The organism is Bradyrhizobium sp. R2.2-H (genome assembly GCF_004346455.1).
Lineage (GTDB): Bacteria > Pseudomonadota > Alphaproteobacteria > Rhizobiales > Xanthobacteraceae > Bradyrhizobium > Bradyrhizobium diversitatis.
In genome coordinates this window covers 39,763-61,874 of record NZ_SMBR01000001.1, presented here as the reverse complement: position 1 = coordinate 61,874, position 22,112 = coordinate 39,763, and the positions used below count along the sequence as shown (strand labels likewise).

Genomic DNA, 22,112 nt, shown 5'->3' with positions numbered 1-22,112 from the left:
GACACGAAAAAGCCGCGCTGCCATCTGCTGCCAGCGCGGCCATCACGTCCGGGATCGCGGGAGCCTACTTCATCGCCATCGCCTTCTCGGCGCTCATATAATGCTTGCAGGCGCCGCGCATGTTGCCTTTGCTCATGTCGGAATTGGCAGCGGCCATCGATTTCCTCGCTGCGATCTTGCCCGGCGTGTCTTCGCCGCCCATCCCGGCAACGAGCTTGGCCATATTTGCACTGGTGCACGCCATCTTGGCGGCGGATGCGGGGGACAGCGCAAGCGCCACGAATGCCGTCGCGAGCAACAGGGTCTTCATCAATCTTCTCCTCCGGAAAAGGCAGCCGGCCTGATGCCGGCCACCACAACTGCCATTCTTCGACGGCAAGTTTTTCAGGGAGAAGACATTTCGTTGCTGCACAGCCGAATCAGCCCCATCTCGGCGTGCGGCTTTTGGGCGCTCCCCCGACGCTCTTTCGACGACCGGGAACGGGGATTTCCGGGGTTCCCAGTTCCGCCCCAACCGCAGACGATCGAACCGGATCAGAGTCTCCGCGGCCAATTTCGAATGTGAGGAAGATCACATCGGGGCTTTTGAACCTCCCCTAGGCTCCCAGCATCAAATCGCCATCAGGCGTAGCAGCGAGGATTCGACAATGACCCGTTTTGATAAGTCTTTTGCACTGAAGGCGATTGCTCTTTCCGCAGCCCTGTCGATGACGGCGGGGCTGGCACTGGCCGGCGACAGCAATGTCTCCACCGACAAAATCATCGATGCACTGAAGCCCAAGCCGGCAACCCGGGGCCTGTCCGTCGGTCCGCAGGCCGACACGACCGCGCAAGCCAAGGAAGCGACCTTCCTGAACACGGTGCGCAACCGCCCGACCCGGTCGCTCTCGACCGGCGAGCGCGAGCAGATCGCCGAGTTAGCTGCGACCAAGCCGAAGATCGATCTGGAGATCCAGTTCGACTACAACTCGGCCGACATCGCCAGGACGTCGCTGGCATCGGTGCAGGCGCTCGGCAAGGCGCTGTCCGATCCGGCGCTGAAGGGCTCGACCTTCGTGGTCGCCGGCCACACCGACGCGACCGGCGGCGAAGAGTACAATCAAGGGCTCTCCGAACGGCGCGCCGACACCATCAAGAAATACCTGGTGCAGAACTACGGCCTCAACGGCACCGATCTCGTCACCGTCGGCTACGGCGAGACCAAGCTGAAGGATGCCGCCAACGGCACCGACGCGATCAACCGCCGCGTCCAGGTCGTGAACATGGACACCAAGACCGCAGCGAAGTAACGCGCGATCGTGGCGCAAGAGACACGCCGCCTGCCGCAACCCGGCAGGCGGCGACGTCATATCCAGCTTTGAAACAGCATCAGGCGGCCGAATGTTCGCATGGACGTGCCGATGAAGGCCGCGGAGATCGGCAGCATCACCGCAAAGCCGGCCGCAGCGACGCCGACATAGGCCCACAGCAGCCAGCGTGGCAGCCCCTCCCGGCGCAGCACATAGACCAGCGCCAGCGACGCCGCGGTCGCGGCCGGCAGGTAGTAATAGATGAAGCCAAGCGTACGCGGCAGCAACGCCCAGGCGAGCCAGGGACCGAAATAGAATGCCGCGATCAGGAATGCATCCCACCGCCGCGCCAGGATGAAATCCCACAACACGATGACCAGCGCGATCAGAGCCGGCCAGAGCACCAGCGGATTGCCAAGAAAGACGATCGCAGCGACGTTGTCATCTCCCGTCTTGTCAAACAGGAACCACACCGGGCGCGCGAGCAACGGCCAGGACGGCCATGCGCTCATATAGGTGTGGCCGGCGATGGCCGTCGTGGTGTTGTCGGCGAAGATCCGCCGCTGCGCCTCGATCAGATCCGGCAGCGACACGCCATGGAGCGGGACGAAAGCGGCAAGGTAGGTCACCATCGGCAAGGCGACGAAGCAGAGCGCGACATTATGCAGCCTCAAGCCGGGCCACAGCTCCGGCCGATACCAGTCGTCCGGCCTCGCGTCGGCGAACAGCGTACGCCAGCCCTGCATCAGGCGGATCACCGCAACGATGACGATGCAGACGCCCAGCGGAAACAGGCCGCTCCATTTGCAGGCCGCAGCACAGCCGAACAAGCTGCCCGCGAGCGCGAACATTGCCTGCGGCCGCTCTCTGCGAAAACCATGCATGAAGGCGGCGGTCGCAAGCAGGCCGAATCCGAGCGCAAAGATGTCGAGCATCGCGATGCGCGCCTGCACGTACAGCATCTGGTTGAACGCCGCAATCAGCGCCGCGGCGATCGCGGGCCCTTGCGCGGAAAACAGCGCGAGCCCGCACAGATAGATTGCGACGATCGCCAACGCACCGAACAACGTCGCGGGGTAACGCCAGCCAAGCGCGTTGTCGCCGAAGGCTGCGATCGATGCCGCGATCAGCTCCTTGGCGAGCGGCGGATGCATCGGATTGAGCATCGGCTGCGACATCACGGGCGCCAGCATCTGCCGCGCCGCCGGGACGTAATGCACCTCGTCGAAGACGAATTTTTCCGGCGTGGCGAGACCGATCAGCAGCGCCAGATGCGCTACCAGGAAAATCGCGACAGCAAGCACTGCGCTCCGCGACAGTTTTGGAACTGCGAACGCCTCGAACGGCTGCTGTTGAGATATCTTGCGTGGCAAATTTGCGTCACCGCGGACAAAAACAAGGATCGTCGTTTTCATTGAACGCATTCTGCCGCAACTGTCACTAAGCATAGCGCACGTCCCGCGCCGCTTGTGATAATTACGCCACATCGCAAGCGAGCGCGATCCGGTACGATCAGGGGCACATCGATCGGTTGCGAAATGAATTTGCGTTTTTGGCTTTTCTCCATCCTCTCGTCGGCCGCATTGTGCGCCGGCTCCAGCGCGCAGGCGCAGACTCGCGTCGGCGAAGCCGTCGTGATCCAGAACGAGGTCGTGCGCGTGGCCGCGACCACGACGCCGATCAATGTCGGCGACAGCATGCTGCGCGACGAGACCGTGCGGACCGGCGCCGACAGCGCGGCGCGTTTCGTGATGGCGGACAGCACCAATCTGTCGCTCGGCCCGAGCGCCACGCTGAAGCTCGACCGCACCGTCTTCAACGACGAGCGCAGCTATCGCGACGTCGCGATCCGCATGACCACCGGCGCCTTCCGCTTCGTCACCGGGCGTTCCGACAAAGCCGCCTACAAGATCACGACGCCGCTTGCGACCATCGGTGTGCGCGGCACCACGCTCGACATCCTCTCGCAACGCGGGCGCTCCGTGGTCGTGCTTCAGGACGGCGCGGCCAGCGTCTGCACCAAGAGCTCCCAGTGCGTGCAGCTCACCCAGCCAGGCGACACCGCGATCATCACCTCAACCGGCGGCAAGGTGAGCATCACCAAGTCCAATACGCCGCCCTGGACGTTTGCCGCCAACTGCGCCGCGAGTGCCGGATTGTGCGCGGTCAACCAGTACGCCGGCGCCTCGCCGACCATCATGCCTGCCGTCCAGGACGACGGCATGCTGTGCGGGCGCTGACGATGACGAAATACCGCTTCCAGCGCCTCATCCTCATCGGCGTGCTCGCCGCATTTGCCGCGTTTGCGCTTGTCGCCTCGGGGGCCCGTCCGGCGGCTGCGCAGACGTCGGAGTGCGGGTCCGAGTGCGGCGAGCCGACGCCTTATCCATCGCCGACCTACTCGCCCTCGCCAGCGCCCTCCCCGAGTCCTGCGCCCTCACCAAGCCCTGCGCCCTCACCGTCGCCGAGTCCGTATCCTTCTCCCAGCCCATATCCGTCGCCGAGCCCGACACCGACCGGCGCGGCTTCCAGCGGCAATTCGATCGGCGGCCTCGCCAACCAGCGCTTCAATCAGATGATCACCAACCGGGTGCTCGGCACGGTGCTGCTCGGCGTCAACGAGCAGATCAATTGCGGCGACTGCATCAGCGCATTCGGCTCGGCCGGCTCGTTCTCGGCCGGCATCCACGGCCGCAAGGCGCTGACCAACAATCTGTCGCTGCTCGCCGGCATCGCCTACACGCATTACGACGAGGGCGGCTACAAGATCACGAGCGCACCGATCGGCGCTTTCGCGTTGCGCTATGACTTTACCGATTGGGGCTCGTCGCGGCCGTTCTTCGACGTCGGCACGATCCTGACGCCATGGGAGAAGGCGCGCTACACGCGCAGCTACGATACCAGTCTCGGCCCGGTCAGCGTGACCAGCTCGACCAACGCCTCGAACTACGCTGTCTACGGTCGCGCCGGCTGGATAGGTCGCCTCTCGCCACGCGACGAGGTCGCGGCCTCGATCGAGGTCTGGCAGCTCTGGCAGCGCGTCTCCGGCTATAGCGACAGTACGGTGGCTTTCAATCCATTCGACGCCAGCATCGCTGATGGCACCGACCGCACCAGCCTCGTCAAGATCGGCGGCCAGTGGACGCATCTCTTCGGCAGCAGCATCGAGACAAACATCAATGGCGGCTGGGTGCAGTCGTTTGCGAGCCATAGCGGCATCGTCGCCACCGTGACCGGCAACGGCACGGTGGTGCCGACCATGGGCAACCAGGGCTGGTTCGAATATGGCGGTCGCCTCGGCTTCCGCGTGCAAAAGGGCTGGATCGTGGATCTCTTCGCCAACGGCACGTTGGGCCCGCAGCCGGTCGGGAACACGATCCACGGCGGCGTCGGGCTGCGGATCAATTATTAGGACGGAGATCTCGCCGCAAATTCCGCCGTCATGTCCCGCGAAGGCGGGACATCCAGTACGCCGCAGCCCATCCGCTCAATCACTGCCGTCTCGGAGTTCTGGATCGCCCGGTCAAGCCGGGCGATGACACCGATCGTATGGCGAAAGCATCCGCCTCACGCCGCAGACTTGCCCTCGAACGCACGACGCAACACGTCGACGTCCAGCTTCACCATCTTCATCATGGCCTGCATCGCGCGCGCGGCGGCTGCCTTGTCCGGGCTCGACAGGAACTCGAACATCACTTTCGGCACCACCTGCCAGGCCACGCCCCAGCGATCCCGGAGCCAGCCGCACTGTTCTTCCTTGCCGCCGTGGGCGAGGAACGCGTTCCAGACGCTGTCGACCTGGGCCTGGTCGTCGCAATGGATCATCAGCGAGATTGCGTGAGTGTACTCCATCTTCATGCCGCCATTGAGCGCGACCAGCGGCTGTCCGGCCACCGTGAACTCGACGACGAGCACGGAGCCTTCCTTGCCGGAGGGGCCGTCCGAAACGTTGCGCTGGACGTGCGTGATCTCCGAGTTCGGAACCAGCGAGACGTAGAACTTTGCAGCGTCCTCGGCATCGCCGTTGAACCACATGCAGGGCACGAGCTTGGACATCGTGAATGCTCCTCTTCAGATCTTCTGAGCTCGGATCAGGCGTTCGCCATCTCGGGCTGCAGAGGGGCAGCCGCAAGATCCATCCAGTTCACACCCCACATATGGCCGTCGGGATCCTCGAAGCTGCGGCCGTACATGAAGCTGTATTCGTCCTTCGGACCGGGATCGGCCACTCCGCCCGCCGCCGCGGCCTTGGCGACGACATCGTCGACGTCGCTGCGACTGTCCGCGGACAGGCAGAACAGCGCCTGATTCGAGGTCCTGGCGTCCGCGATTGGCTTCGGCGTAAACTGGCGGAATTTGTCGTGGGTCAGCAGCATGACGAAAATGGTCTCGGAAAAGACCATGCAGCTCGCGGTCTCGTCGCTGAATTGCGGATTGTTGACCGCACCGACCGCCTCATAAAAGGCGGTCGCGCGCTTGAGGTCGGTCACCGGCAGGTTGACGAAGATCATCTTGGGCATCGGAAGCTCCTCGGGTGGGTCTGCCCAAGGACGGACGGCCAGACCGCCATCCGACACCGCTTCCAACTAATTTTTTTCGGACCCCGATCCGCGGGGTTCTGTCGCACCGAACCCCGCAGCGCCGAGTTACTTCTTCTCGTTGGGATCGCGGTGCACCGGGTCGATCCACAGCACGGTCTCGGGCTTCTCCACCGGCTCGATGTCGAGGTTGATCGCTACCGCCTCGCCGTCGCTGCGCACCAGCACGCATTCCAGCACCTCGTCCGGGCTGGCGTTGATCTCCTGGTGCGGCACGTAGGGCGGAACGAAAATGAAGTCGCCCGGGCCGGCTTCCGCGGTGAATTGCAGGCTCTCGCCCCAACGCATCCGCGCCTTCCCCTTCACCACATAGATGACGCTTTCGAGATGGCCGTGATGATGCGCGCCGGTCTTGGCATCCGGCTTGATGCTGACCGTGCCCGCCCACAATTTCTGCGCGCCGACGCGTGCGAAATTGATGGCGGCCGCGCGGTCCATGCCAGCCGTCGAGGGCACGTTCGTGTCGAGCTGATTGCCCGGAATGACGCGCACGCCGTCATGCTTCCAGCGATCATGATCGTGGTCATGGTGGGAATGCGAGTGGTCATGGCCGGTCATGGGTACTTGCCTTCTGTTGGTTCGTGCGCGGCAAACTACCCCAAAGCCGCAGCCGCAAGCCATACTAAAAATGGAACCCTCGTAGCCGCTCGGTGTTGTCATTGCGAGCAAACCGAGAGGAGAATTTCATGGGCAGCACCACTGACAAGATCAAGGGCACCGCGAACGAGGCGATCGGCAAGGCCAAGCAGGGCATCGGCGAAGCCACCGGGTCCGATCGCATGAAGGGCGAAGGCGTGGTCCAGGAAGTCAAGGGCAAGGGCCAGCAGGCCATGGGCGACGCCAAGGATGCCGCGAAGGAAGCGATGGATCGCGCTGCTGCTGCCGCAAAGCGCGCAGCGGAGTGACGCGCTTAGAGCTGAAAGCGAAAAGACCGGCCGAAAGGCCGGTCTTTTTGTTTTGTCTTGCTCGCTACGTCATGGCCGGGCTTGTCCCGGCCATCCACGTCTTTGCATGCGGTTCGAAGAACGTAGATGCCCGGGCCTTCGCCGCGCCGGAGCGGCTTCGGCCGCGCAGGCGGGACAAGCCCGGGCATGACGACGTCCGGCTACACCGTCACTTCACCGCGAGCAATTCCACGTCGAACATCAGCGTCGCGTTCGGCGGGATCACGCCGCCGGCGCCGCGCGCGCCATAGCCGAGCTGCGGCGGGATGATCAGCGTGCGCTTGCCGCCGACCTTCATCGAGGCAACGCCCTCGTCCCAGCCGGCGATGACGCGGCCCTTGCCGATCGGGAATTCGAACGGCTCCTTGCGATCGACAGAGGAGTCGAATTTCTTGCCCTTCTGGCCGTTCTCATAGAGCCAGCCGGTATAGTGCATCACGCAGATCTGACCGGGCTGCGGCGAGGCACCGGTGCCGACGGTGGAGTCGATGATCTGCAGGCCTGAAGCTGTGGTCATGGTCTTTCCTGCGGTCTGGGCCGAGGCCGTGGTGGAAACGAAATCGGACACGCCACCGATCACGGTGATCGCGAGTGCCGACATGATAGCGAGGAGCATGCGCTGAAAACGCTGCATAGGGCACCTTCCATTAGAGGCGGGAGGTGTCTAACCCAACGCCGTCGCCGTTTCCACCCCTTTAGACCTCGATATTTTCCAGTCGTACCGGCAGCTTGCGGATGCGCTGACCGGTGGCGTGATAGATCGCGTTGCAGATCGCGGCGTTGGTGCCGACATTGGCAAGCTCGCCGAGACCCTTTGCGCCCACCGGGTTGATGTGATCGTCCTGCTCGGAGAGCATGATGACCTCGACGCCGGGCACATCGGCATTCACGGGCACGAGATAGTCGGCAAGATTGTCGTTGACGTAGCGCGCATTGCGCTCGTCGATCTCGGTGGCCTCCAGCAGCGCCGAGGACATGCCCCAGATCAGGCCGCCCATCAGCTGGCTGCGCGCGGTGCGCGGATTCATGATCCTGCCGGCCGCGAATGCGCCGACCAGCCGGGGGCAACGGATTTCGTGCGTGAAGCGGTTGATGCGGACCTCGACGAACTCGGCGCCGAAGGCATAGGCGATCTTGTCCTTCATTTGGTGACCGCCGACGAACCGAGGCTGCCCGGCATGCATGGCCCTGAACGAGTCCGGCGGTGCGCCCTCCGGCTTCCACTCGCCATATTCCTCGACGACGCCGACGCCAAGCGCATCGAACGCCTTCTCGATATCGAGCGGGCGGTCGCTCTTCGCCGCCTGGGTCGACGGTGCCGGGCTGATGCCGACAGTTTCCCTGGCCTTGTCGGCGAGGCTGTCGCTCGGCATCACCGCCTTGAACAGGCGCTGCCGGATCTGATCGCACACCATCATCACCACGGAGCAGGTGCTGGCGGTCGAGTTGGAGCCGCCGGCAACCGGCGCGGGCGGCAGGTCGCTGTCGCCGATGAAGACCGCCACTTTTTCAAGCGGCACGCCGAGCCGCTCGGCCGCCGTCTGGGCGATGACGGTATAGGCGCCGGTGCCGATCTCGTGGCCGGCGATCTCGACACGGGTGCGGCCATCGCGCTGGAGGCGCACGCGCGCGGCGGATGGCGCCATCTGCGTCGGATAGCAGGTGGCGGCACAGCCGTAGCCGACCAGCCAATCCCCGTCGGACATCGATCTTGCCTGCGGCGTCCGCTGCGACCAGCCGAACGCCTTGGCGGCTTCGTCGAAGCACGCCATCAGCGACCGCGACGTGTAGGTCTTGCCGCCAATGGGCTCGGTGGTGGTGTCGTTGATGCGACGGAACTCGACCGGATCCATGTTGAGCTTCACGGCGAGTTCGTCCATCGCGCTTTCCAGCGCGAACAGATACGGCACTTCCGGCGGCGAGCGCATGAAGCCGGGCGTGTTACGGTCGGCGCGCACGATCGACACCAGGCTTTCGATGTTCGGGCACGCATAAAGCCGCGTCGTGGTCTTGGTGCCGCCGACGCAATAGGCGTCGGGCCGCGAGGAGATTTCAGCCCCCTCATGCCTCAAGGCGACCAGCTTGCCATCCCGGCTCGCACCGAGCTTGATCTCGTGCCGCGTCTCGGCGCGGTAGGTCGCGATGGTAAAGCCCTGGTCGCGGGTCGGGACCAGCTTGACCGGACGGCTCAAGCGCTTGGCAATGCCGGCGATGATGGCGGTGCGCGGCGTCATCGAGCCGCGCGAGCCAAAGCCGCCGCCGACATAGGGATTGACCACGCGTACCTTGTCGGCGTCGATGCCGAGTTGCTCGGCCACGCCGTTCTTCAGGCCATAGACATACTGACTCCCCTCGTAGATGACGAGATTGTCGCCCATCCAGGCGCAGCTGGTCGTGAACAGCTCCATCGGATTGTGGTGCTGCGTCGGCGTGTCGTAGGACGCGGTAAGCTTGACCTCGGCCGCATCGAAGGCCTTGGCGAAGTCGCCGACCTCGGGATCTTCCTTGAACTGCGCGTTCTGTCCCTTTGCGGCTGCCGTAGTCGTTCCCGGCGATTCGAAGCTCGCACTCGGCGCCGTCGCCGTATAGCTGACCTTGACGCGATTGGCGGCCTCGCGCGCGGCCTCATAGCTCTCCGCGATGACCACGGCGATGATCTGGCCGTCATGCGCGATTTCGGCCGAGGTCAGCGGCTGGATCGTGGTGCCGGCATAGCCGCCATTGCTGAACAGTTTCGTTTCCTTCAGCTTCGGGGCGTTCTCGTGCGTGATGATGTCTATCACGCCGCGAACGCCTCTAGCGTCGTCGAGATCGAAGCGGTCGATGCGGCCCTTGGCGATGGCGCTGGTGACCAGGAACGCATAGGCCGGATTGTCCAGCGGCATGTCGGAGGCGTAGGTCGCACGCCCCGTGACCTTTGCGGCCGCATCGTAGCGCGGCACGGGCTGCCCCATATTCGCCTTGGGCTCGGGAGCTGCAGCGGTCATGGTCAGATCTCCATCTTTACGGCCTGCTGAAGCGCGCGTGCCACCACGCGCCTGCCGAGCCCGATCTTGAAGCTGTTGTGCCGACGGCCACGGGCGTCCGCAAAGGCGGCATCGGCCACGCGCCGCGCCAGCGCTTCGTCGAACTTCTGTCCCTTCAATAGCGCCTCCGCCTCGCGCGCCCGCCACGGCACGGTGGCGACACCGCCGAGCGCGACGCGCGCGTCCCTGATCGTGCCGTCCTGCACGTCGAGCGCGATCGCAGCCGAGGACAGCGCGAATTCGTAGGATTGCCGGTCACGCGCCTTGAGATACACCGAACGGGGCCACCGGCCCTGGATCGAGAAGGCCGAGATCAGCTCCCCGGGCTGAAGCGTGGTCTCGATCTCGGGCGTGCTGCCCGGTGCCTTGTGCAGCTGCGCGAACGGCATGCCGCGCGTGCCGGCCTTGCCCGTGATCTCGACCACGGCATCGAGTGCGATCAGCGCCTGCGCGAAATCGCCGGGATAGGTCGCGATGCACTGGTCGGAGACGCCGAGCACCGCATGCATGCGATTGACGCCGTCCATCGCGGCACAGCCGGAGCCGGGATTGCGCTTGTTGCAGTTCTCATAGGAGACATCGCGAAAGTAGTTGCAACGCGTCCGCTGCATCACGTTGCCGCCGAGCGTCGCCATGTTGCGCAGCTGAGCGCTGGCGGCGAGCTTCAGCGAATCCGCGATCACGGGATAGCTGCGCTGGATCTCGGCATGCGCGGCCACGTCGGACATCCTTGCGAGCGCGCCGAGCCGCAAGCTTCCGCCGCCTGGCTCGATCGCCGACCAGGCGTGGGCCAGCGGATTGATATCGACGATTGCGGCGGGCCGCATCACGTCGAGCTTCATCAAATCGATCAGCGTGGTGCCGCCGGCAAGCGGCTGTGCCGCCGCCTTCGTCAGCGGATCGTTGGCGGCCCCGGCGGCGAGCGCCCGCACGGCCATATCGGGGTCTGATGCTCTCTGATACGAAAACGATCGCATACGCCTAGCCTTTCATGATCTCGGGTGCGGCCTGCTTCACGGCAGCGACGATGTTGGGATAGGCAGCGCAGCGGCAGATGTTGCCGCTCATATACTCGCGGATGTCGGCCTCGCTCCCCGCGTGTCCCTCCTTCACGCAGGCCACGGCAGACATGATCTGGCCGGGCGTGCAGTAGCCGCACTGGAACGCATCGTTGTCGACGAAGGCCTGCTGCATGGGATGCAGGCGGTCGTCGGTGGCCAGACCCTCGATCGTCGTGATCTCCTGCCCCTCGGCTGCGAGCGCCAGCGTCAGGCACGACACCACGCGGCGATCATCGATCAGTACCGTGCAGGCACCGCACTGGCCGTGGTCGCAGCCCTTCTTGCTGCCGGTGAGCTTGAGATGTTCACGCAACGCATCGAGCACCGTGGTGCGCGCGTCGATGAGCAGGCGCTTGTCCTTGCCGTTGACGCGCAGCGTGACCTCAACGGGAAGTGACGGATCCCGCGCGACAGGCACATTCGCATCCTGCGCAGCCGCGCGCGCCGTCATCGGAACCAGCGCAGTTCCGGCAGCACCGGCCATGAAGGCGCGGCGATCGAATGTCGATGTTCTGGAACTTGATTTGTCGGACATGGGCCGGCCTCCGCCGCTATCTGCAAGAGCAGCGCACACCTGCACCGCTCATCGCCCCTTAACCTCGAGCAATGAGCGCAGTTCCGAATGAGAAAGGGCGGCGCAGTAAATACCGCGCCGCCCTTCGTCAACTTTTCCTGATCTTTTCGCGCGGACCCCGCTGCGAGCTCAATAACCCAGCGCGCAGCCGTCCTTGCGCGGATCGGACCCGCCGGTGAGCGTGCCCTTGTCCCAATCGATCCAGATCGCCTGGGCGCCGCCGAGCGGGCCGACCACGCTGGTAGTCTTGTGGCCAAGCTTCCTCAAGCCTTCGACGATCGCAGCCGGTACGCTGTCCTCGAGTTGATATTGGCCCTCGTAATGCAGGCCGCGCGGCATGTCGATCGCCTCCTGCACGTCGCAGCCATAGTCGAGGATGTTGGTCAAGACATGGGTCTGGCCGGTCGGCTGATATTGGCCACCCATCACGGCGAACGGCATCACGGAGCGTCCACCCTTGGTGAGCAGGCCCGGCATGATCGTATGCAGCGGACGCTTGCCGCCTTCGATGCAGTTGGGGTGACCTGGCTGGATGCGGAAGCCGCCGGCGCGGTTCTGGAACAAGACACCGGTCTTGTTCGAGACGATCGCCGAACCGAAGGAATGCGCAACCGAGTTGATGAACGAGCAGACGTTGCGGTCCTTGTCCACGACCGTGATGTAGATGGTCGAGGGGTTCATCGGCGGCGCGACATTCGGCAGGTCGAGCATGCCGTCCATGCGGATCTTGCTGATGTACTCGTCGGCAAAGCCCTTCTCGAGCATCTCGGCGACGTTGATCTTCATGTGCTCGGGAGAGGCGACGTGCATCTCGCGGTTCATGTAGGCGATGCGGGCGGCTTCCGCCTCGAGATGGAAACGCTCGACGCTGACGGGCGCGTACTTGGTCAGATCGAAGCGCGACAGGATGTTGAGCATCAGGAGCGCGGTGACGCCCGGGCCGTTCGGCGGGCACTGCCAGAAGTCATAGCCCTTGTACATGGTGCCGATCGGCGTCGTCACTTCAGTGGTATGCGCGGCAAAATCGTCGAGCGTGTGCAGGCCGCCGATCCCCCTGAGGGTCTCGACCATGTCTTCCGCGATCGGCCCCTTGTAGAAGGCGTCGCGGCCATCCTTGGCGATCGCGCGCAGGGTCTTGCCGAGTTCGGCCTGGCGAATGACGTCGCCGGCGACCGGCGGCTTGCCGCCCGGCAGCAGGTAGCGCACGGTGTTGGTGCCATTCTTGAGCTTCTCGAACTGGTTCTTCCAGTCGAAGGCGATGCGGGGCGCGACGACGTAGCCTTCCTCGGCCGCCTTGATCGCGGGCTGAAGCAGCCGGTCGAAACCGAACTTGCCGTGGTCGCGCAGGACCGTCGCGAAGGCGTCGATCACGCCTGGAATCGAGACCGCATGCGCCGAGGTCAGCGGCACGGAGTTGATCTTGCGCTCGAGATACCAGTCCGCGTTCGCCGCCCTGGGCGCACGGCCTGAGCCGTTATAGGCGATGATCTTGCCCTCGCCGCGCGGCTGGATCAGCGCAAAACAATCCCCGCCGATGCCGGTCGATTGCGGCTCGATCACGCCGAGCAGGGCGGAGGCGGCGACGGCCGCGTCCACCGCCGTGCCGCCATCGCGCAGCACCTCGATCGCCGCGAGCGAGGCTTGCGGGTGCGAGGTCGCGACCATCGCATTGGTGGCGTGGACCGTGGACCTGCCGGGGAAATGGAAGTTTCTCATCGAATTTCTTGCTCTCTTGGCCGTCGGCGCGAGTGGCGCGCCATCTCGAAAACCGCGTCTACATGACACATTCCGGCCCGGCGGGGCAATGCTGGCATACCAGGAAAATGGCTGCCATCTGCTGGGCGTATGGAGTTCTCGACGCCGGCAGCCATGCGGGTTTTCCGGATGGCTGCCGCCTGCTAAACGAGCCGCCATGTCTGATCCGACTTCGGCCGCCAAGGTCGCGGCCTTCTATCAATTCGTCGCCCTCCCCGATTACCGCGAGCTGCGCGAGCCGTTGCGCGCCTTCTGCGCTGGTCTCGCGCTGAAGGGCAGCGTGCTGCTGGCGCAGGAGGGCATCAACGGCACGATCGCCGGTGCACCGGAGGCGATCGATCGCTTCGCCCACGAACTCGCACACGGTGACATGTTCGGCGGCAGGCTCAACAAGCTCGAATTGAAGTTCTCGACCGCGGAGGCGATGCCGTTCGGGCGGCTCAAAGTGCGGCTGAAGAAGGAGATCGTCACGCTCGGTGACGAGACTGCCGATCCGACCCGCCAGGTCGGCACCTATGTCGATGCCACCGAGTGGAATGCGCTGATTGCGAAGCCCGACACGCTGCTGCTCGACACCCGCAACGCCTTCGAAGTGGCCATGGGAACGTTCGAGGGCGCGATCGACCCCGGCATCAAGAGCTTCGGCCAGTTCAAGGATTTTGCCGCAATTGAGCTCGATCCGGCCAAACACCGCAGGATTGCGATGTTCTGCACCGGCGGCATTCGCTGCGAGAAGGCGAGCGCGCATCTGCTCGCGCGCGGCTTTACAGAGGTCTATCACCTCAAAGGCGGCATCCTCAAATATCTCGAGCAGGTGCCCGAGGCGGAGAGCCGCTGGCGGGGCGAATGCTTCGTGTTCGACGAGCGCTTGGCGCTCGGCCACGGTTTGCGCGAACGGGACAAGGGGCACGGCCGTGACGAATGAGATCAAGACGCTGAGCGAGCGCATCGACACGCTGGAGACGCGCCTTGCCTACCAGGACGACACGATCGAGACGTTGAACCAGACCATCACCGCACAGTGGAAACAGATCGACACGCTGACGCGGCAGATCGCGCAGCTCAACGAGCGGCTCCAGGAGGCCGAGACAAATGCGCCGGGGCACGCCAACGAGCGTCCGCCGCATTATTGATCGGTCTTACTCGCCGGACGCCTTGGGCAGCAAGTTCAGGTTCATGACCTCGCCGGACATCACCAGGCGGTCGCGGCCTGCGTCCTTGGCGGCGTAGAGCGCCCGGTCGGCAGCTTCGACCAGCGAGGCCACTCCCGCCGTGCGCTCCAGCGCCGGCCGGCAGGTCGCGCCGCCGACCGAAGCGGTGACGCATCCGGCCGGCAGATTGGTGCTATGAACGAGGCCGGCCTCGCGAATGGCACTGCGGATCCGCTCGCCGATCCGGGCGCAGCCGGCGGCGTCGATGTTCGGCAGCAGCACGGCGAACTCCTCGCCGCCATAGCGCGCCGCCAGATCACCGGCGCGCTGCGTCTCGGCCGCGATGATCCTTGCGACCAGACGCAGGCAGGCATCGCCGGCGGGATGGCCATATTCATCGTTGTAGGCCTTGAAGTGGTCGACGTCGATCATCAGCAAAGCGAGGCTGGAGCGGTCGCGATAGGCGCGCGCCCACTCCTCCTTCAATCGCTCGTCGAAGCGGCGACGATTGGCAAGGCCGGTGAGGCTGTCCTCGATCGCAAGCGTCTCCAGCCTGGTCTCCAGCCTCTTCTGCTCGGTGATGTCGCGCGAGATCGCGACCACGCCATCGACGTTGCCGTTACCCTTGCGGGTAACCCGCATGGTCGATTCGAGCCAGACTTCGCCGTTCTGCCGGTGCGCGCTGCGATAGGTGAAACGCGCCTCCTCCTTCTCGCCACGCTTCATGGCGTCGACGATCGCCTGGACCTCCGGCAGATCCTCCGGATTGATGCCCGCAAGAGCCGGCGTGCCGATCAGCTGATTGGCGCGCCAGCCGACGACGCGGACCGACGAGGGCGAGACATAGCGCAGCCGCTCGTCGAGGCCGATACGCGTCACCATGTCGCTGGAGCCTTCGGCGAGCAGACGGAAATGCGCCTCCTTCTCGGCCAGCGCGACGGCCATGCGCTGGCCCCGGTGCAACTGCCGCACCAGCACGCCGCCGATGACTGCGATCAGCGTCACCAGCGCGAGCACGTAGAGCATGCGAGAGATTGCCGCGGCACGCCAGGGCGCGAGCAGCTCGTCCTCATCGATCGAGACAACCAAAAGAAGCGGGAAGCGGCTGCTGCGATTGAAGAAGCTGACACGTTCGGCGCCGTCCAGCGGCGACTTGAAGTGATGGGCGCCGCTCGGCCGCTGCAGGCTAGGCTCGCGGAAAAAAGGCGTGTCAGCGACGCTACGTCCGACGAATTGCTCGTTGCCGGGATCGCGCGCGAGGATCATGCCGTCGCCATGCATCAGTGTCACGGAGCTGTTGCGGCCGATGTCGAACTGCTCGTAGAAATGCGAAAGATATCCGGAGCTGATGGTTGCGAGCACCACGCCGCCGAAGCTGCCGTCCTGCTTGTCGAAGCGGCGTGACAGGGGGACGACCCATTCACCATCGAGCAGGCTCTTCACGGGACGGCCGACATAGGCATCGCGCTTCGGCGAGAGCTGGTGATGTCGGAAGAACGCATCATCGCTGAGGGTCGAGCCGACCGTACCGGGCGAGATCAGCCAGTTGCCCTGATCGTCGATGATGTCGAGGCTGTGGATACGCGCGATCGCCTTCTTGCGCGCCTCCAGGAGGTGTCCAATCTTGGCGACCGTGGCCGGCGCAGTGCCATCCATCTCCAGCCGGCTAACGACGCCGACGACGCCGGAATCCAGGAGATCGAGGCTGTCCTCGGCATGCTGTGTCAGCGAACGGGCGACGTTCGCCATCTCCGTCTCTGCAACCTTGAGCACCGCGTCGCGTGTCGCCCACTCGCGCCAACCGCTGACGCCGAGGATGGTCGCGCAGGTCAGCACGACGAACGCCGCCGCGCGCAGCGGCAGGCGGCTCGATCCAGCTCGTTGGGTAACAGCGCTCATGCGGCAGTGTCCTCCGGTCGACCGGAAACTCTGCCGCTTCTGTTAGGGAACCCTGAAATCGCTACCGGAATACATGGCGATCGACCCGCTTCCAGTAGTCCTACGGACGCAACGATCAACGCATCGCTAACAAGGCATTAGCAAGCCTGTCGGAATCCGGCGCGCCCGCCGCTGCTAGCTGAAGATGGCCTTAACCTTGTCCCAGAGCGAGGGATGGTCGGCATCCGCATCGGCTTTCGAGGGCGTCGGCTGCGCGGCGCTCACGGGATCGGAAGCCGGGAACGTATCCTTCAGCCCGGCGTCGAGCTTGGATTGCCGGTCGGCAGCAAGGGCTTCGTGCAGATCGTCGGCATGCTTGTCGTGCGGCGCAGGGTTAAATGTCTCAGCCATGATCTCCTCCATTGACTGATCAACGCGGTCCGATTGCACAGGTTCCCCTGTTCCGCTGAAGGCCGCGGCGGTGTATCAGGGGCGATAACCTGCTTCAGGACCATTCGTGCCCCAGTCTGCAAAAAAGCCATTCATCGAGGTGCTCTCCGGCCAGCGCCAGACCATCCCGCCGCTGTGGATGATGCGTCAGGCCGGGCGCTACCTTCCGGAATATCGCGAGGTGCGCGCCAAGGCAGGCGGCTTCCTCGATCTCTGCTTCAACCCGGAGCTTGCCGCCGAGGTGACGCTGCAACCGATCCGCAGGTTCGGCTTCGATGCGGCGATCATCTTCTCCGACATTCTGGTGATCCCCTATGCGCTCGGACGTGAGGTGCGGTTCGAGGTCGGCGAGGGCCCGCGGCTCGAGCCGCTGGACGATCCAGCCAAGGTCGCGACGCTGGCGCCGCGCGCAGATTTCGGCAAGCTCGCGCCGGTGTTCGAAGCGCTGAAGATCGTGCGCGGCGCGCTGGACCCGAAGACCGCGCTGATCGGCTTCTGCGGCGCGCCCTGGACGGTCGCGACCTACATGATCGCCGGCCACGGCACGCCGGACCAGGCGCCGGCGCGGATGATGGCCTACCGTCATCCCGAAGCTTTCTCTGAGATCATCGACGTGCTGGTCGACAGCTCGATCGAATATCTGTTGGCACAGCTCGCCGCCGGTGCCGACGCGTTACAGATCTTCGATACCTGGGCCGGCGTGCTGCCGCCCGCCGAGTTCGCGCGCTGGTCGACCGAGCCGACGCGGCGCATCGTGGAGGGCGTGAGGGCCAAGGTGCCGGACGCAAAGATCATCGGCTTCCCCCGCGGGGCCGGCGCACTGCTGCCCGGCTATGTCGAGGCAACCGGCGTCAATGCGGTCAGCATCGACTGGACCGCGGAGCCGGCCTTCATCCGTGAGCGCGTGCAAAGCAGGGTCGCCGTGCAGGGCAATCTCGATCCGCTGGTGCTGATCACAGGCGGTGCCGCGCTCGACCGCGCGGTCGACGACGTGCTGGCCAATTTTGCCGCCGGGCGGCTGATCTTCAATCTCGGCCACGGTATCCAGCCGGAAACGCCGATCGCCCATGTCGAGCAGATGATCAGGCGCGTGCGGGGCTGAGGGACAAGACAAGCCGTCTACCCACGTCGTCATGGCCGGGCTTGTCCCGGCCATCCACGCCTTGCCATGCGACACGAAGAACGTGGATGCCCGGGACAAGCCCGGGCATGACGAGTCGTTGTGATCGGGTCTTACAAAAAGTGCGAAAACAACCCCATGCACAGTAGGCAAGTCGTTGAAAATATTAAGCGGGCATGATTCGCCTGTGCATTTGACTTGTCGGGCAAAACAGGCGCAGGATGGCATGCTCGCAGATCGTGATTTCGGCAGGCTTACCGCGGCCGGCTGCGCTCGATGATCTCCTCCGCACCCTTCGCCAGCAGGTCCAGTCCCACCGCGCGGCCGAGCTCGCGCGGACGGTTGGCCGGCCCGGTGCGCGAGGCTTCGATGATGGTGTTGCCGGAGAGGTCGAGCACCGAGGCGGCGAGCGACATCCGATCGCCCGTGATGGTCGAGAAGCCCGCTACCGGTGAATTGCAGTGGCCGTTGAGCACCCACAGCACCTCGCGCTCGGCATCGGCCGAGGCGTGCGTGGAGGGATCGTCGATCGATGACAGGATCTGCCGCGTCTGCCAGTCCTGCGCGGCGCATTCGACGGCGACGATGCCCTGCCCCGCCGCCGGCAGCATCTCCGCCGCGGTGAACTCATAGGCCACGCGATGAGACAGGCCGACGCGATCGAGGCCCGAACGAGCCATGATCAGCGCATCCGCAGGCCCCACCGCGCCGCCATCCGGCAGGCGCTGCTTCTCGCCATTGTCGAGCTTGCGCACGCGCGTGTCGGCAGCACCGCGGAAGTGGATGACCTCGACATCGGGAAACAACCGCCGCGCATAAGCCGCTCGGCGCACCGCGTTCGTGCCGATCTTGAAGCCCTTGCCGCGGGACCGGCGCAGCGCCTCGAGGGTCACGCCGTCGCGCAGCACGAGCGCATCGCTCGGCGGATCGCGCGACAGCGTGGCGCCGATGACGAGGCCGGGCGTATCCTCGTTACCCGGCATGTCCTTCAGCGAATGCATCGCCGCCTGGAGCTCACCCGACAGCACGGCGGCGCGGATCTGCGCCACGAAGGCGCCGCCCTTGCCGCCATGCGGCAGGAGCTTGCTGGTCTGGTCGAGATCGCCCGTGGTGTCGAACTTGACGATCTCGACATCGAGACCGGGCACGGCGGCGGCCAGGCGGCGCGCGATTTCTTCCGTCTGCGCCAGCGCCATGGCGCTCTTGCGGGTGCCGATCCTGAGTCGTGTAGCCAAGTCGTTCTCCATCCGGGACGCGTGCTCAGCGCGCATCCTCCAATATCATGTCGGAGGCCTTTTCGGCGATCATGATGATCGGCGCGTTGGTGTTCCCCGAGACGAGATCGGGCATGATCGAGCCATCGACGATGCGAAGGCCGTCGAGCCCCCTCACCTTCAGCCGCTGATCGACCACCGCGAGCGCGTCGTTGCCCATACGACAGGTCGAGGTCGGATGATAGATGGTGCTGCCGCGCTCGCGGCAATAATCCAGTATCTCCGCGTCCGTTGATACCTTCGGCCCGGGATCGTACTCGCTGACAACGAACGGCTTCAACGCCGGCGCGTTCAGGATCTTGCGCAAGATCTTCAGGCCCTCGACGTTGGTGGTGCGGTCGGTCTCGGTCGACATGTAGTTGATGCGGATCTCCGGCGGCACGGTCGGGTCCGCGCTCTTGATGCGCAAGGAGCCGCGGCTCTCGGGCCGGAGCTGGCACACTGACGCCGTGAAGCCGGAGAAATCGTGCAGCTTCTCGCCCATCTTGTCGGTCGAGAACGGCAGGAAGTGGACCTGGATGTCGGGCGAAGCCAGCCGCGGGCTGGTCTTGAAGAACGCGCCCGCCGTGCCGGCCGCAATCGTCAGCCAACCCTTGCGGAACAGCGCGTAGCGTGCGCCGGCCATGGTGCGGCGAAGCGGATGATTGACGGTGTCGTTCAGCGTGATCTTCTGCGAGCAGCGCATCACGATGCGGACCTGCATGTGGTCCTGGAGATCGCGCCCGACGCCGGCTGCGTCCAGCACCACATCGATGCCATGCTTGCTCAGGAGATCGGCAGGACCGACGCCGGAGAGCTGGAGCAGCTGCGGCGAGTTGTAGGCGCCGCTCGACAGCACGATCTCCTTCCGCGCCCGCACGCGGCGCAACGCCGCGCCTTGCCGGTATTCGACGCCGACCGCGCGACGTCCTTCGAACAGGATGCGCTGGCCGAGCGCGGACGTCTCGATCTTCAGATTGCCGCGCGTCTTGGCGGGTCCGAGATAGGCCACCGCCGTCGAGGCACGCCGGCCGTTGCGCGTCGTGGTCTGGAACAGGCCGACGCCCTCCTGCGTGGCGCCGTTGAAATCAGGATTGTAGGGCAGGCCGGTCTCGACCGCGGCGTCGATGAAGGCTTTGGACAGCGGATCGGTCACGATCATGTTGGACACCGGCAGCGGACCGCCCGCGCCGTGATACTGATCCGCGCCGCGCGACTGGTTCTCGGCCTTCTTGAAATAGGGGAGCACGTCGTCATAGCCCCAGCCGGCGTTGCCGAGCTGGCGCCAGCGGTCATAGTCCTCGTGCTGGCCGCGGACATAGAGCAGGCCGTTGATCGAGCTCGAGCCGCCCAGCGTCTTGCCGCGCGGCTGGAACACCTGGCGCCCCTTCAGCTCGGGCTCCGGCTCGGTCTGGTACATCCAGTTGACCGTCTTCTCCTTGAACAGCTTGCCGTAGCCGAGCGGGACGTGGATCCAGATGTTGGAATCCTTCGGGCCGGCTTCGAGCAGCAGCACGCTGTGCTTGCCGCTCGCGGACAGCCTGTTGGCGAGCACGCAGCCGGCGGAGCCGGCGCCGACGATGACGTAGTCGAATTCGGGATCTGACGGTGCGAGGGAGGAATTTGCGTTCATGCGCTACTGTTCTTCTTGTTGGTGTGGGCGTTTCCTGTGTCGTCACTTCACCTCTCCCCAACGGGGAGAGGTCGGATTGCGCGCGGCGATGCGCAGCATCGTCCGTAGCAATCCGGGTGAGGGGCCGCAACGGCAGGTGAGACCGCAACCCCTCACCCGGATCGCATCTTCGATGCGATCCGACCTCTCCCGGGAGAGGTGATCCGAGTGCGGCGTCGATACCGCCCACGTCACTCAGTCCGCATTAGCACAATCATGGCTTGACGCGCAGCGCCTCGACCAGTGACTTGAACGCACGGGCATATTCCGCACCAGCCCTTGCGATGTCGGCCCGTCCGGCGCAGGCGACCGCAGCCTCCGTGACTGCGCCGAGCAGCAGCCGCGCCAGCGGCTCGACCGGCTGGCGGGCGATCAGGCCGGCCTCCATCGCTGCCGCGATCGCGCGCGGCAGCTTACCGCCGAAATGCCTGGCGTCGATCTCGCGCCAGCGTTCCCAGCCGAGCACGGCGGGACCGTCGCGCAAAATGATCTGGCCGGTCGGGCCCTTCGCAGTCGCCGCAAAGTAATGCTGGGTGCCGGCGACCATCGCGGCGAGCACGTCTTTCTCGGCCCGTGCAGTGCGGTCGATCTCGGCAACGAGGTCGCGCGAGACCTGGTCGAACACGGTTTCGAACACCGCCTCCTTGGTCTTGAAGTGATGATAGACCGCTCCCTTGGCGACGGCGGCGGCCTCGGCGATCTCGTCCATGGTGGTGGCTGCGAATCCTTGCGTCCCGAACAGACGGCGCGCCGCCGTCAGGATCGCTTCGGTTGTTGCTGCGCGCCGCTCCGCCTGTTTCGCCATGAGTCTCGTCTAGCCGAATTCGCGGCAGGCGGCCAATTGACTTTTCGACCACGGGTCGGTAATTACCGACCATAAGTCGGTTTTATTTCTAAGGTGGTGGTCCCATGCCCAGCCGCGACATCGTCGAGACCTTTGCAAAGCGGGTGGAGGATGGCGATTTCGTCGGCGCGATCGAACACTTCTGCGCGCCCGACGCCGCGACCTACGAAAACGATGCCGCGCCGACGGTCGGGCGGGACAAACTGGCGGCGAAGGAGCGTGGCGTCCTGGCCGCGTTCAAAACGGTCAAGGCCGTGCGTATCGGGCCGAGCCTGATTGAGGGCGACCATGTGGCGACGCGCTGGAGGTTCAGCTTCACCAATGCCGAAGGGGTCACGCGAACGCTGGACGAGATCGCGTGGCAGATTTGGCGAGGCGATGAACTGATCGAGGAGCGGTTCTATTACGACCCGAAGCAGTTGGGGCGATGACTCCACTCCGGACACCGGTGTCATCGCCCGGCTTGACCGGGCGATCCAGTACGCCGAGACGGTCGT

23 protein-coding genes are annotated in these 22,112 nt (G+C 64.9%); 8 read left to right on the top strand and 15 right to left on the bottom strand.

Annotated features, from left to right (window positions below; all coding sequences use genetic code 11):
• Positions 1-64 precede the first annotated feature (64 nt).
• A complete protein-coding gene (locus EDE08_RS00265) occupies positions 65-310 on the bottom strand; it encodes a hypothetical protein (protein ID WP_131866094.1) in 246 nt (81 codons plus the stop codon).
• 337 nt (positions 311-647) lie between these two features.
• Here EDE08_RS00265 and EDE08_RS00260 point away from each other — a divergent pair, with 337 nt between their 5' ends.
• Positions 648-1,289, top strand: a complete 642-nt coding sequence (locus EDE08_RS00260; protein WP_131866092.1) for an OmpA family protein — start codon at positions 648-650, stop codon at positions 1,287-1,289.
• Between the two features lie 56 nt (positions 1,290-1,345).
• Here EDE08_RS00260 and EDE08_RS00255 read toward each other — a convergent pair whose 3' ends face one another.
• Positions 1,346-2,776: a phospholipid carrier-dependent glycosyltransferase gene (locus tag EDE08_RS00255; protein WP_131866090.1), complete on the bottom strand. Its 1,431-nt coding sequence runs from the start codon at positions 2,774-2,776 to the stop codon at positions 1,346-1,348.
• Between the two features lie 51 nt (positions 2,777-2,827).
• Between EDE08_RS00255 and EDE08_RS00250 the strand changes: the two genes are divergently transcribed.
• Both EDE08_RS00250 and EDE08_RS00245 read left to right on the top strand, forming a co-directional pair.
• Positions 2,828-3,529, top strand: coding sequence for a FecR family protein (locus EDE08_RS00250; RefSeq protein WP_165935710.1), 702 nt, complete (start codon positions 2,828-2,830; stop codon positions 3,527-3,529).
• Positions 3,530-3,531: 2 nt separating this feature from the next.
• Positions 3,532-4,701: a hypothetical protein gene (locus tag EDE08_RS00245; protein WP_165935711.1), complete on the top strand. Its 1,170-nt coding sequence runs from the start codon at positions 3,532-3,534 to the stop codon at positions 4,699-4,701.
• A 155-nt stretch (positions 4,702-4,856) separates the two neighbouring features.
• Here the strand turns inward: EDE08_RS00245 and EDE08_RS00240 are convergent, their stop codons facing one another.
• The 3 genes from EDE08_RS00240 to EDE08_RS00230 form a co-directional block, all read right to left on the bottom strand.
• Positions 4,857-5,345 (bottom strand): VOC family protein, encoded by a 489-nt coding sequence (locus tag EDE08_RS00240; protein WP_131866084.1) that lies wholly within the window; start codon positions 5,343-5,345, stop codon positions 4,857-4,859.
• Between the two features lie 35 nt (positions 5,346-5,380).
• A complete protein-coding gene (locus tag EDE08_RS00235; RefSeq protein WP_131866082.1) occupies positions 5,381-5,809 on the bottom strand; it encodes a VOC family protein in 429 nt (142 codons plus the stop codon).
• 126 nt (positions 5,810-5,935) lie between these two features.
• The gene (locus tag EDE08_RS00230) at positions 5,936-6,445 is read right to left on the bottom strand and encodes a cupin domain-containing protein (RefSeq protein WP_024341406.1); all 510 of its coding nucleotides are present in this window, start codon (positions 6,443-6,445) and stop codon (positions 5,936-5,938) included.
• 128 nt (positions 6,446-6,573) lie between these two features.
• On the opposite strand from EDE08_RS00230, the gene EDE08_RS00225 reads away from it, so the two are divergent.
• On the top strand, positions 6,574-6,792 hold the full coding sequence (locus EDE08_RS00225) for a CsbD family protein (protein ID WP_028179717.1): 219 nt from the start codon (positions 6,574-6,576) through the stop codon (positions 6,790-6,792).
• 208 nt (positions 6,793-7,000) lie between these two features.
• Here the strand turns inward: EDE08_RS00225 and EDE08_RS00215 are convergent, their stop codons facing one another.
• From EDE08_RS00215 to ggt, 5 genes are all read right to left on the bottom strand, one after another.
• Complete coding sequence (locus EDE08_RS00215; protein WP_061878596.1) at positions 7,001-7,465, bottom strand: FKBP-type peptidyl-prolyl cis-trans isomerase; 465 nt, start codon at positions 7,463-7,465, stop codon at positions 7,001-7,003.
• Positions 7,466-7,526: 61 nt separating this feature from the next.
• Positions 7,527-9,818 carry a xanthine dehydrogenase family protein molybdopterin-binding subunit gene (locus tag EDE08_RS00210; RefSeq protein WP_131866078.1) on the bottom strand — a complete coding sequence of 764 codons (2,292 nt, stop codon included), beginning with the start codon at positions 9,816-9,818 and terminating at the stop codon, positions 7,527-7,529.
• 2 nt (positions 9,819-9,820) lie between these two features.
• Positions 9,821-10,834, bottom strand: coding sequence for an FAD binding domain-containing protein (locus tag EDE08_RS00205; RefSeq protein WP_131866076.1), 1,014 nt, complete (start codon positions 10,832-10,834; stop codon positions 9,821-9,823).
• 4 nt (positions 10,835-10,838) lie between these two features.
• A complete protein-coding gene (locus tag EDE08_RS00200) occupies positions 10,839-11,453 on the bottom strand; it encodes a (2Fe-2S)-binding protein (RefSeq protein WP_061878599.1) in 615 nt (204 codons plus the stop codon).
• A gap of 168 nt (positions 11,454-11,621) precedes the next feature.
• Positions 11,622-13,208: a gamma-glutamyltransferase gene (gene ggt, locus EDE08_RS00195; protein WP_165935712.1), complete on the bottom strand. Its 1,587-nt coding sequence runs from the start codon at positions 13,206-13,208 to the stop codon at positions 11,622-11,624.
• 196 nt (positions 13,209-13,404) lie between these two features.
• On the opposite strand from ggt, the gene trhO reads away from it, so the two are divergent.
• A complete protein-coding gene (trhO, locus tag EDE08_RS00190) occupies positions 13,405-14,172 on the top strand; it encodes an oxygen-dependent tRNA uridine(34) hydroxylase TrhO (RefSeq protein ID WP_131866074.1) in 768 nt (255 codons plus the stop codon).
• Positions 14,162-14,380: a SlyX family protein gene (locus tag EDE08_RS00185; RefSeq protein ID WP_131866072.1), complete on the top strand. Its 219-nt coding sequence runs from the start codon at positions 14,162-14,164 to the stop codon at positions 14,378-14,380. The genes trhO and EDE08_RS00185 overlap by 11 nt, the downstream gene beginning before the upstream one ends.
• Positions 14,381-14,386: 6 nt before the next feature.
• Here the strand turns inward: EDE08_RS00185 and EDE08_RS00180 are convergent, their stop codons facing one another.
• Together EDE08_RS00180 and EDE08_RS00175 are read right to left on the bottom strand one after the other, a co-directional pair.
• Positions 14,387-16,297, bottom strand: a complete 1,911-nt coding sequence (locus tag EDE08_RS00180) for a diguanylate cyclase (protein ID WP_131866070.1) — start codon at positions 16,295-16,297, stop codon at positions 14,387-14,389.
• A gap of 174 nt (positions 16,298-16,471) precedes the next feature.
• Positions 16,472-16,687 carry a hypothetical protein gene (locus EDE08_RS00175; protein WP_165935713.1) on the bottom strand — a complete coding sequence of 72 codons (216 nt, stop codon included), beginning with the start codon at positions 16,685-16,687 and terminating at the stop codon, positions 16,472-16,474.
• Positions 16,688-16,793: 106 nt separating this feature from the next.
• Between EDE08_RS00175 and hemE the strand changes: the two genes are divergently transcribed.
• Positions 16,794-17,828: a uroporphyrinogen decarboxylase gene (gene hemE / locus EDE08_RS00170; protein ID WP_131866066.1), complete on the top strand. Its 1,035-nt coding sequence runs from the start codon at positions 16,794-16,796 to the stop codon at positions 17,826-17,828.
• Between the two features lie 272 nt (positions 17,829-18,100).
• Here the strand turns inward: hemE and hemC are convergent, their stop codons facing one another.
• The 3 genes from hemC to EDE08_RS00155 form a co-directional block, all read right to left on the bottom strand.
• Positions 18,101-19,081: a hydroxymethylbilane synthase gene (gene hemC, locus EDE08_RS00165; RefSeq protein ID WP_207912875.1), complete on the bottom strand. Its 981-nt coding sequence runs from the start codon at positions 19,079-19,081 to the stop codon at positions 18,101-18,103.
• Between the two features lie 25 nt (positions 19,082-19,106).
• Entirely contained in the window at positions 19,107-20,732 is a 1,626-nt protein-coding gene (locus tag EDE08_RS00160; protein ID WP_131866064.1) for a GMC family oxidoreductase, read from the bottom strand.
• Positions 20,733-20,985: 253 nt separating this feature from the next.
• A complete protein-coding gene (locus EDE08_RS00155; RefSeq protein ID WP_131866062.1) occupies positions 20,986-21,576 on the bottom strand; it encodes a TetR/AcrR family transcriptional regulator in 591 nt (196 codons plus the stop codon).
• Between the two features lie 104 nt (positions 21,577-21,680).
• On the opposite strand from EDE08_RS00155, the gene EDE08_RS00150 reads away from it, so the two are divergent.
• A complete protein-coding gene (locus EDE08_RS00150) occupies positions 21,681-22,046 on the top strand; it encodes a nuclear transport factor 2 family protein (RefSeq protein WP_131866060.1) in 366 nt (121 codons plus the stop codon).
• Positions 22,047-22,112 lie beyond the last annotated feature (66 nt).

Bases quoted from the DNA above. Each gene is read 5' to 3' on its own strand.
- EDE08_RS00265 (WP_131866094.1), bottom strand. From the start codon at position 310: ATGAAGACCCTGTTGCTCGCGACGGCATTCGTGGCGCTTGCGCTGTCC.
- EDE08_RS00240 (WP_131866084.1), bottom strand. From the start codon at position 5,345: ATGTCCAAGCTCGTGCCCTGCATGTGGTTCAACGGCGATGCCGAGGAC.
- EDE08_RS00160 (WP_131866064.1), bottom strand. From the start codon at position 20,732: ATGAACGCAAATTCCTCCCTCGCACCGTCAGATCCCGAATTCGACTAC.
- EDE08_RS00255 (WP_131866090.1), bottom strand. From the start codon at position 2,776: ATGTGGCGTAATTATCACAAGCGGCGCGGGACGTGCGCTATGCTTAGT.
- EDE08_RS00235 (WP_131866082.1), bottom strand. From the start codon at position 5,809: ATGCCCAAGATGATCTTCGTCAACCTGCCGGTGACCGACCTCAAGCGC.
- EDE08_RS00175 (WP_165935713.1), bottom strand. From the start codon at position 16,687: ATGGCTGAGACATTTAACCCTGCGCCGCACGACAAGCATGCCGACGAT.
- ggt (WP_165935712.1), bottom strand. From the start codon at position 13,208: ATGAGAAACTTCCATTTCCCCGGCAGGTCCACGGTCCACGCCACCAAT.
- EDE08_RS00230 (WP_024341406.1), bottom strand. From the start codon at position 6,445: ATGACCGGCCATGACCACTCGCATTCCCACCATGACCACGATCATGAT.
- EDE08_RS00200 (WP_061878599.1), bottom strand. From the start codon at position 11,453: ATGTCCGACAAATCAAGTTCCAGAACATCGACATTCGATCGCCGCGCC.
- EDE08_RS00225 (WP_028179717.1), top strand. From the start codon at position 6,574: ATGGGCAGCACCACTGACAAGATCAAGGGCACCGCGAACGAGGCGATC.
- EDE08_RS00215 (WP_061878596.1), bottom strand. From the start codon at position 7,465: ATGCAGCGTTTTCAGCGCATGCTCCTCGCTATCATGTCGGCACTCGCG.
- EDE08_RS00150 (WP_131866060.1), top strand. From the start codon at position 21,681: ATGCCCAGCCGCGACATCGTCGAGACCTTTGCAAAGCGGGTGGAGGAT.
- EDE08_RS00210 (WP_131866078.1), bottom strand. From the start codon at position 9,818: ATGACCGCTGCAGCTCCCGAGCCCAAGGCGAATATGGGGCAGCCCGTG.
- EDE08_RS00250 (WP_165935710.1), top strand. From the start codon at position 2,828: ATGAATTTGCGTTTTTGGCTTTTCTCCATCCTCTCGTCGGCCGCATTG.
- EDE08_RS00155 (WP_131866062.1), bottom strand. From the start codon at position 21,576: ATGGCGAAACAGGCGGAGCGGCGCGCAGCAACAACCGAAGCGATCCTG.
- EDE08_RS00260 (WP_131866092.1), top strand. From the start codon at position 648: ATGACCCGTTTTGATAAGTCTTTTGCACTGAAGGCGATTGCTCTTTCC.
- EDE08_RS00205 (WP_131866076.1), bottom strand. From the start codon at position 10,834: ATGCGATCGTTTTCGTATCAGAGAGCATCAGACCCCGATATGGCCGTG.
- trhO (WP_131866074.1), top strand. From the start codon at position 13,405: ATGTCTGATCCGACTTCGGCCGCCAAGGTCGCGGCCTTCTATCAATTC.
- EDE08_RS00180 (WP_131866070.1), bottom strand. From the start codon at position 16,297: ATGAGCGCTGTTACCCAACGAGCTGGATCGAGCCGCCTGCCGCTGCGC.
- EDE08_RS00245 (WP_165935711.1), top strand. From the start codon at position 3,532: ATGACGAAATACCGCTTCCAGCGCCTCATCCTCATCGGCGTGCTCGCC.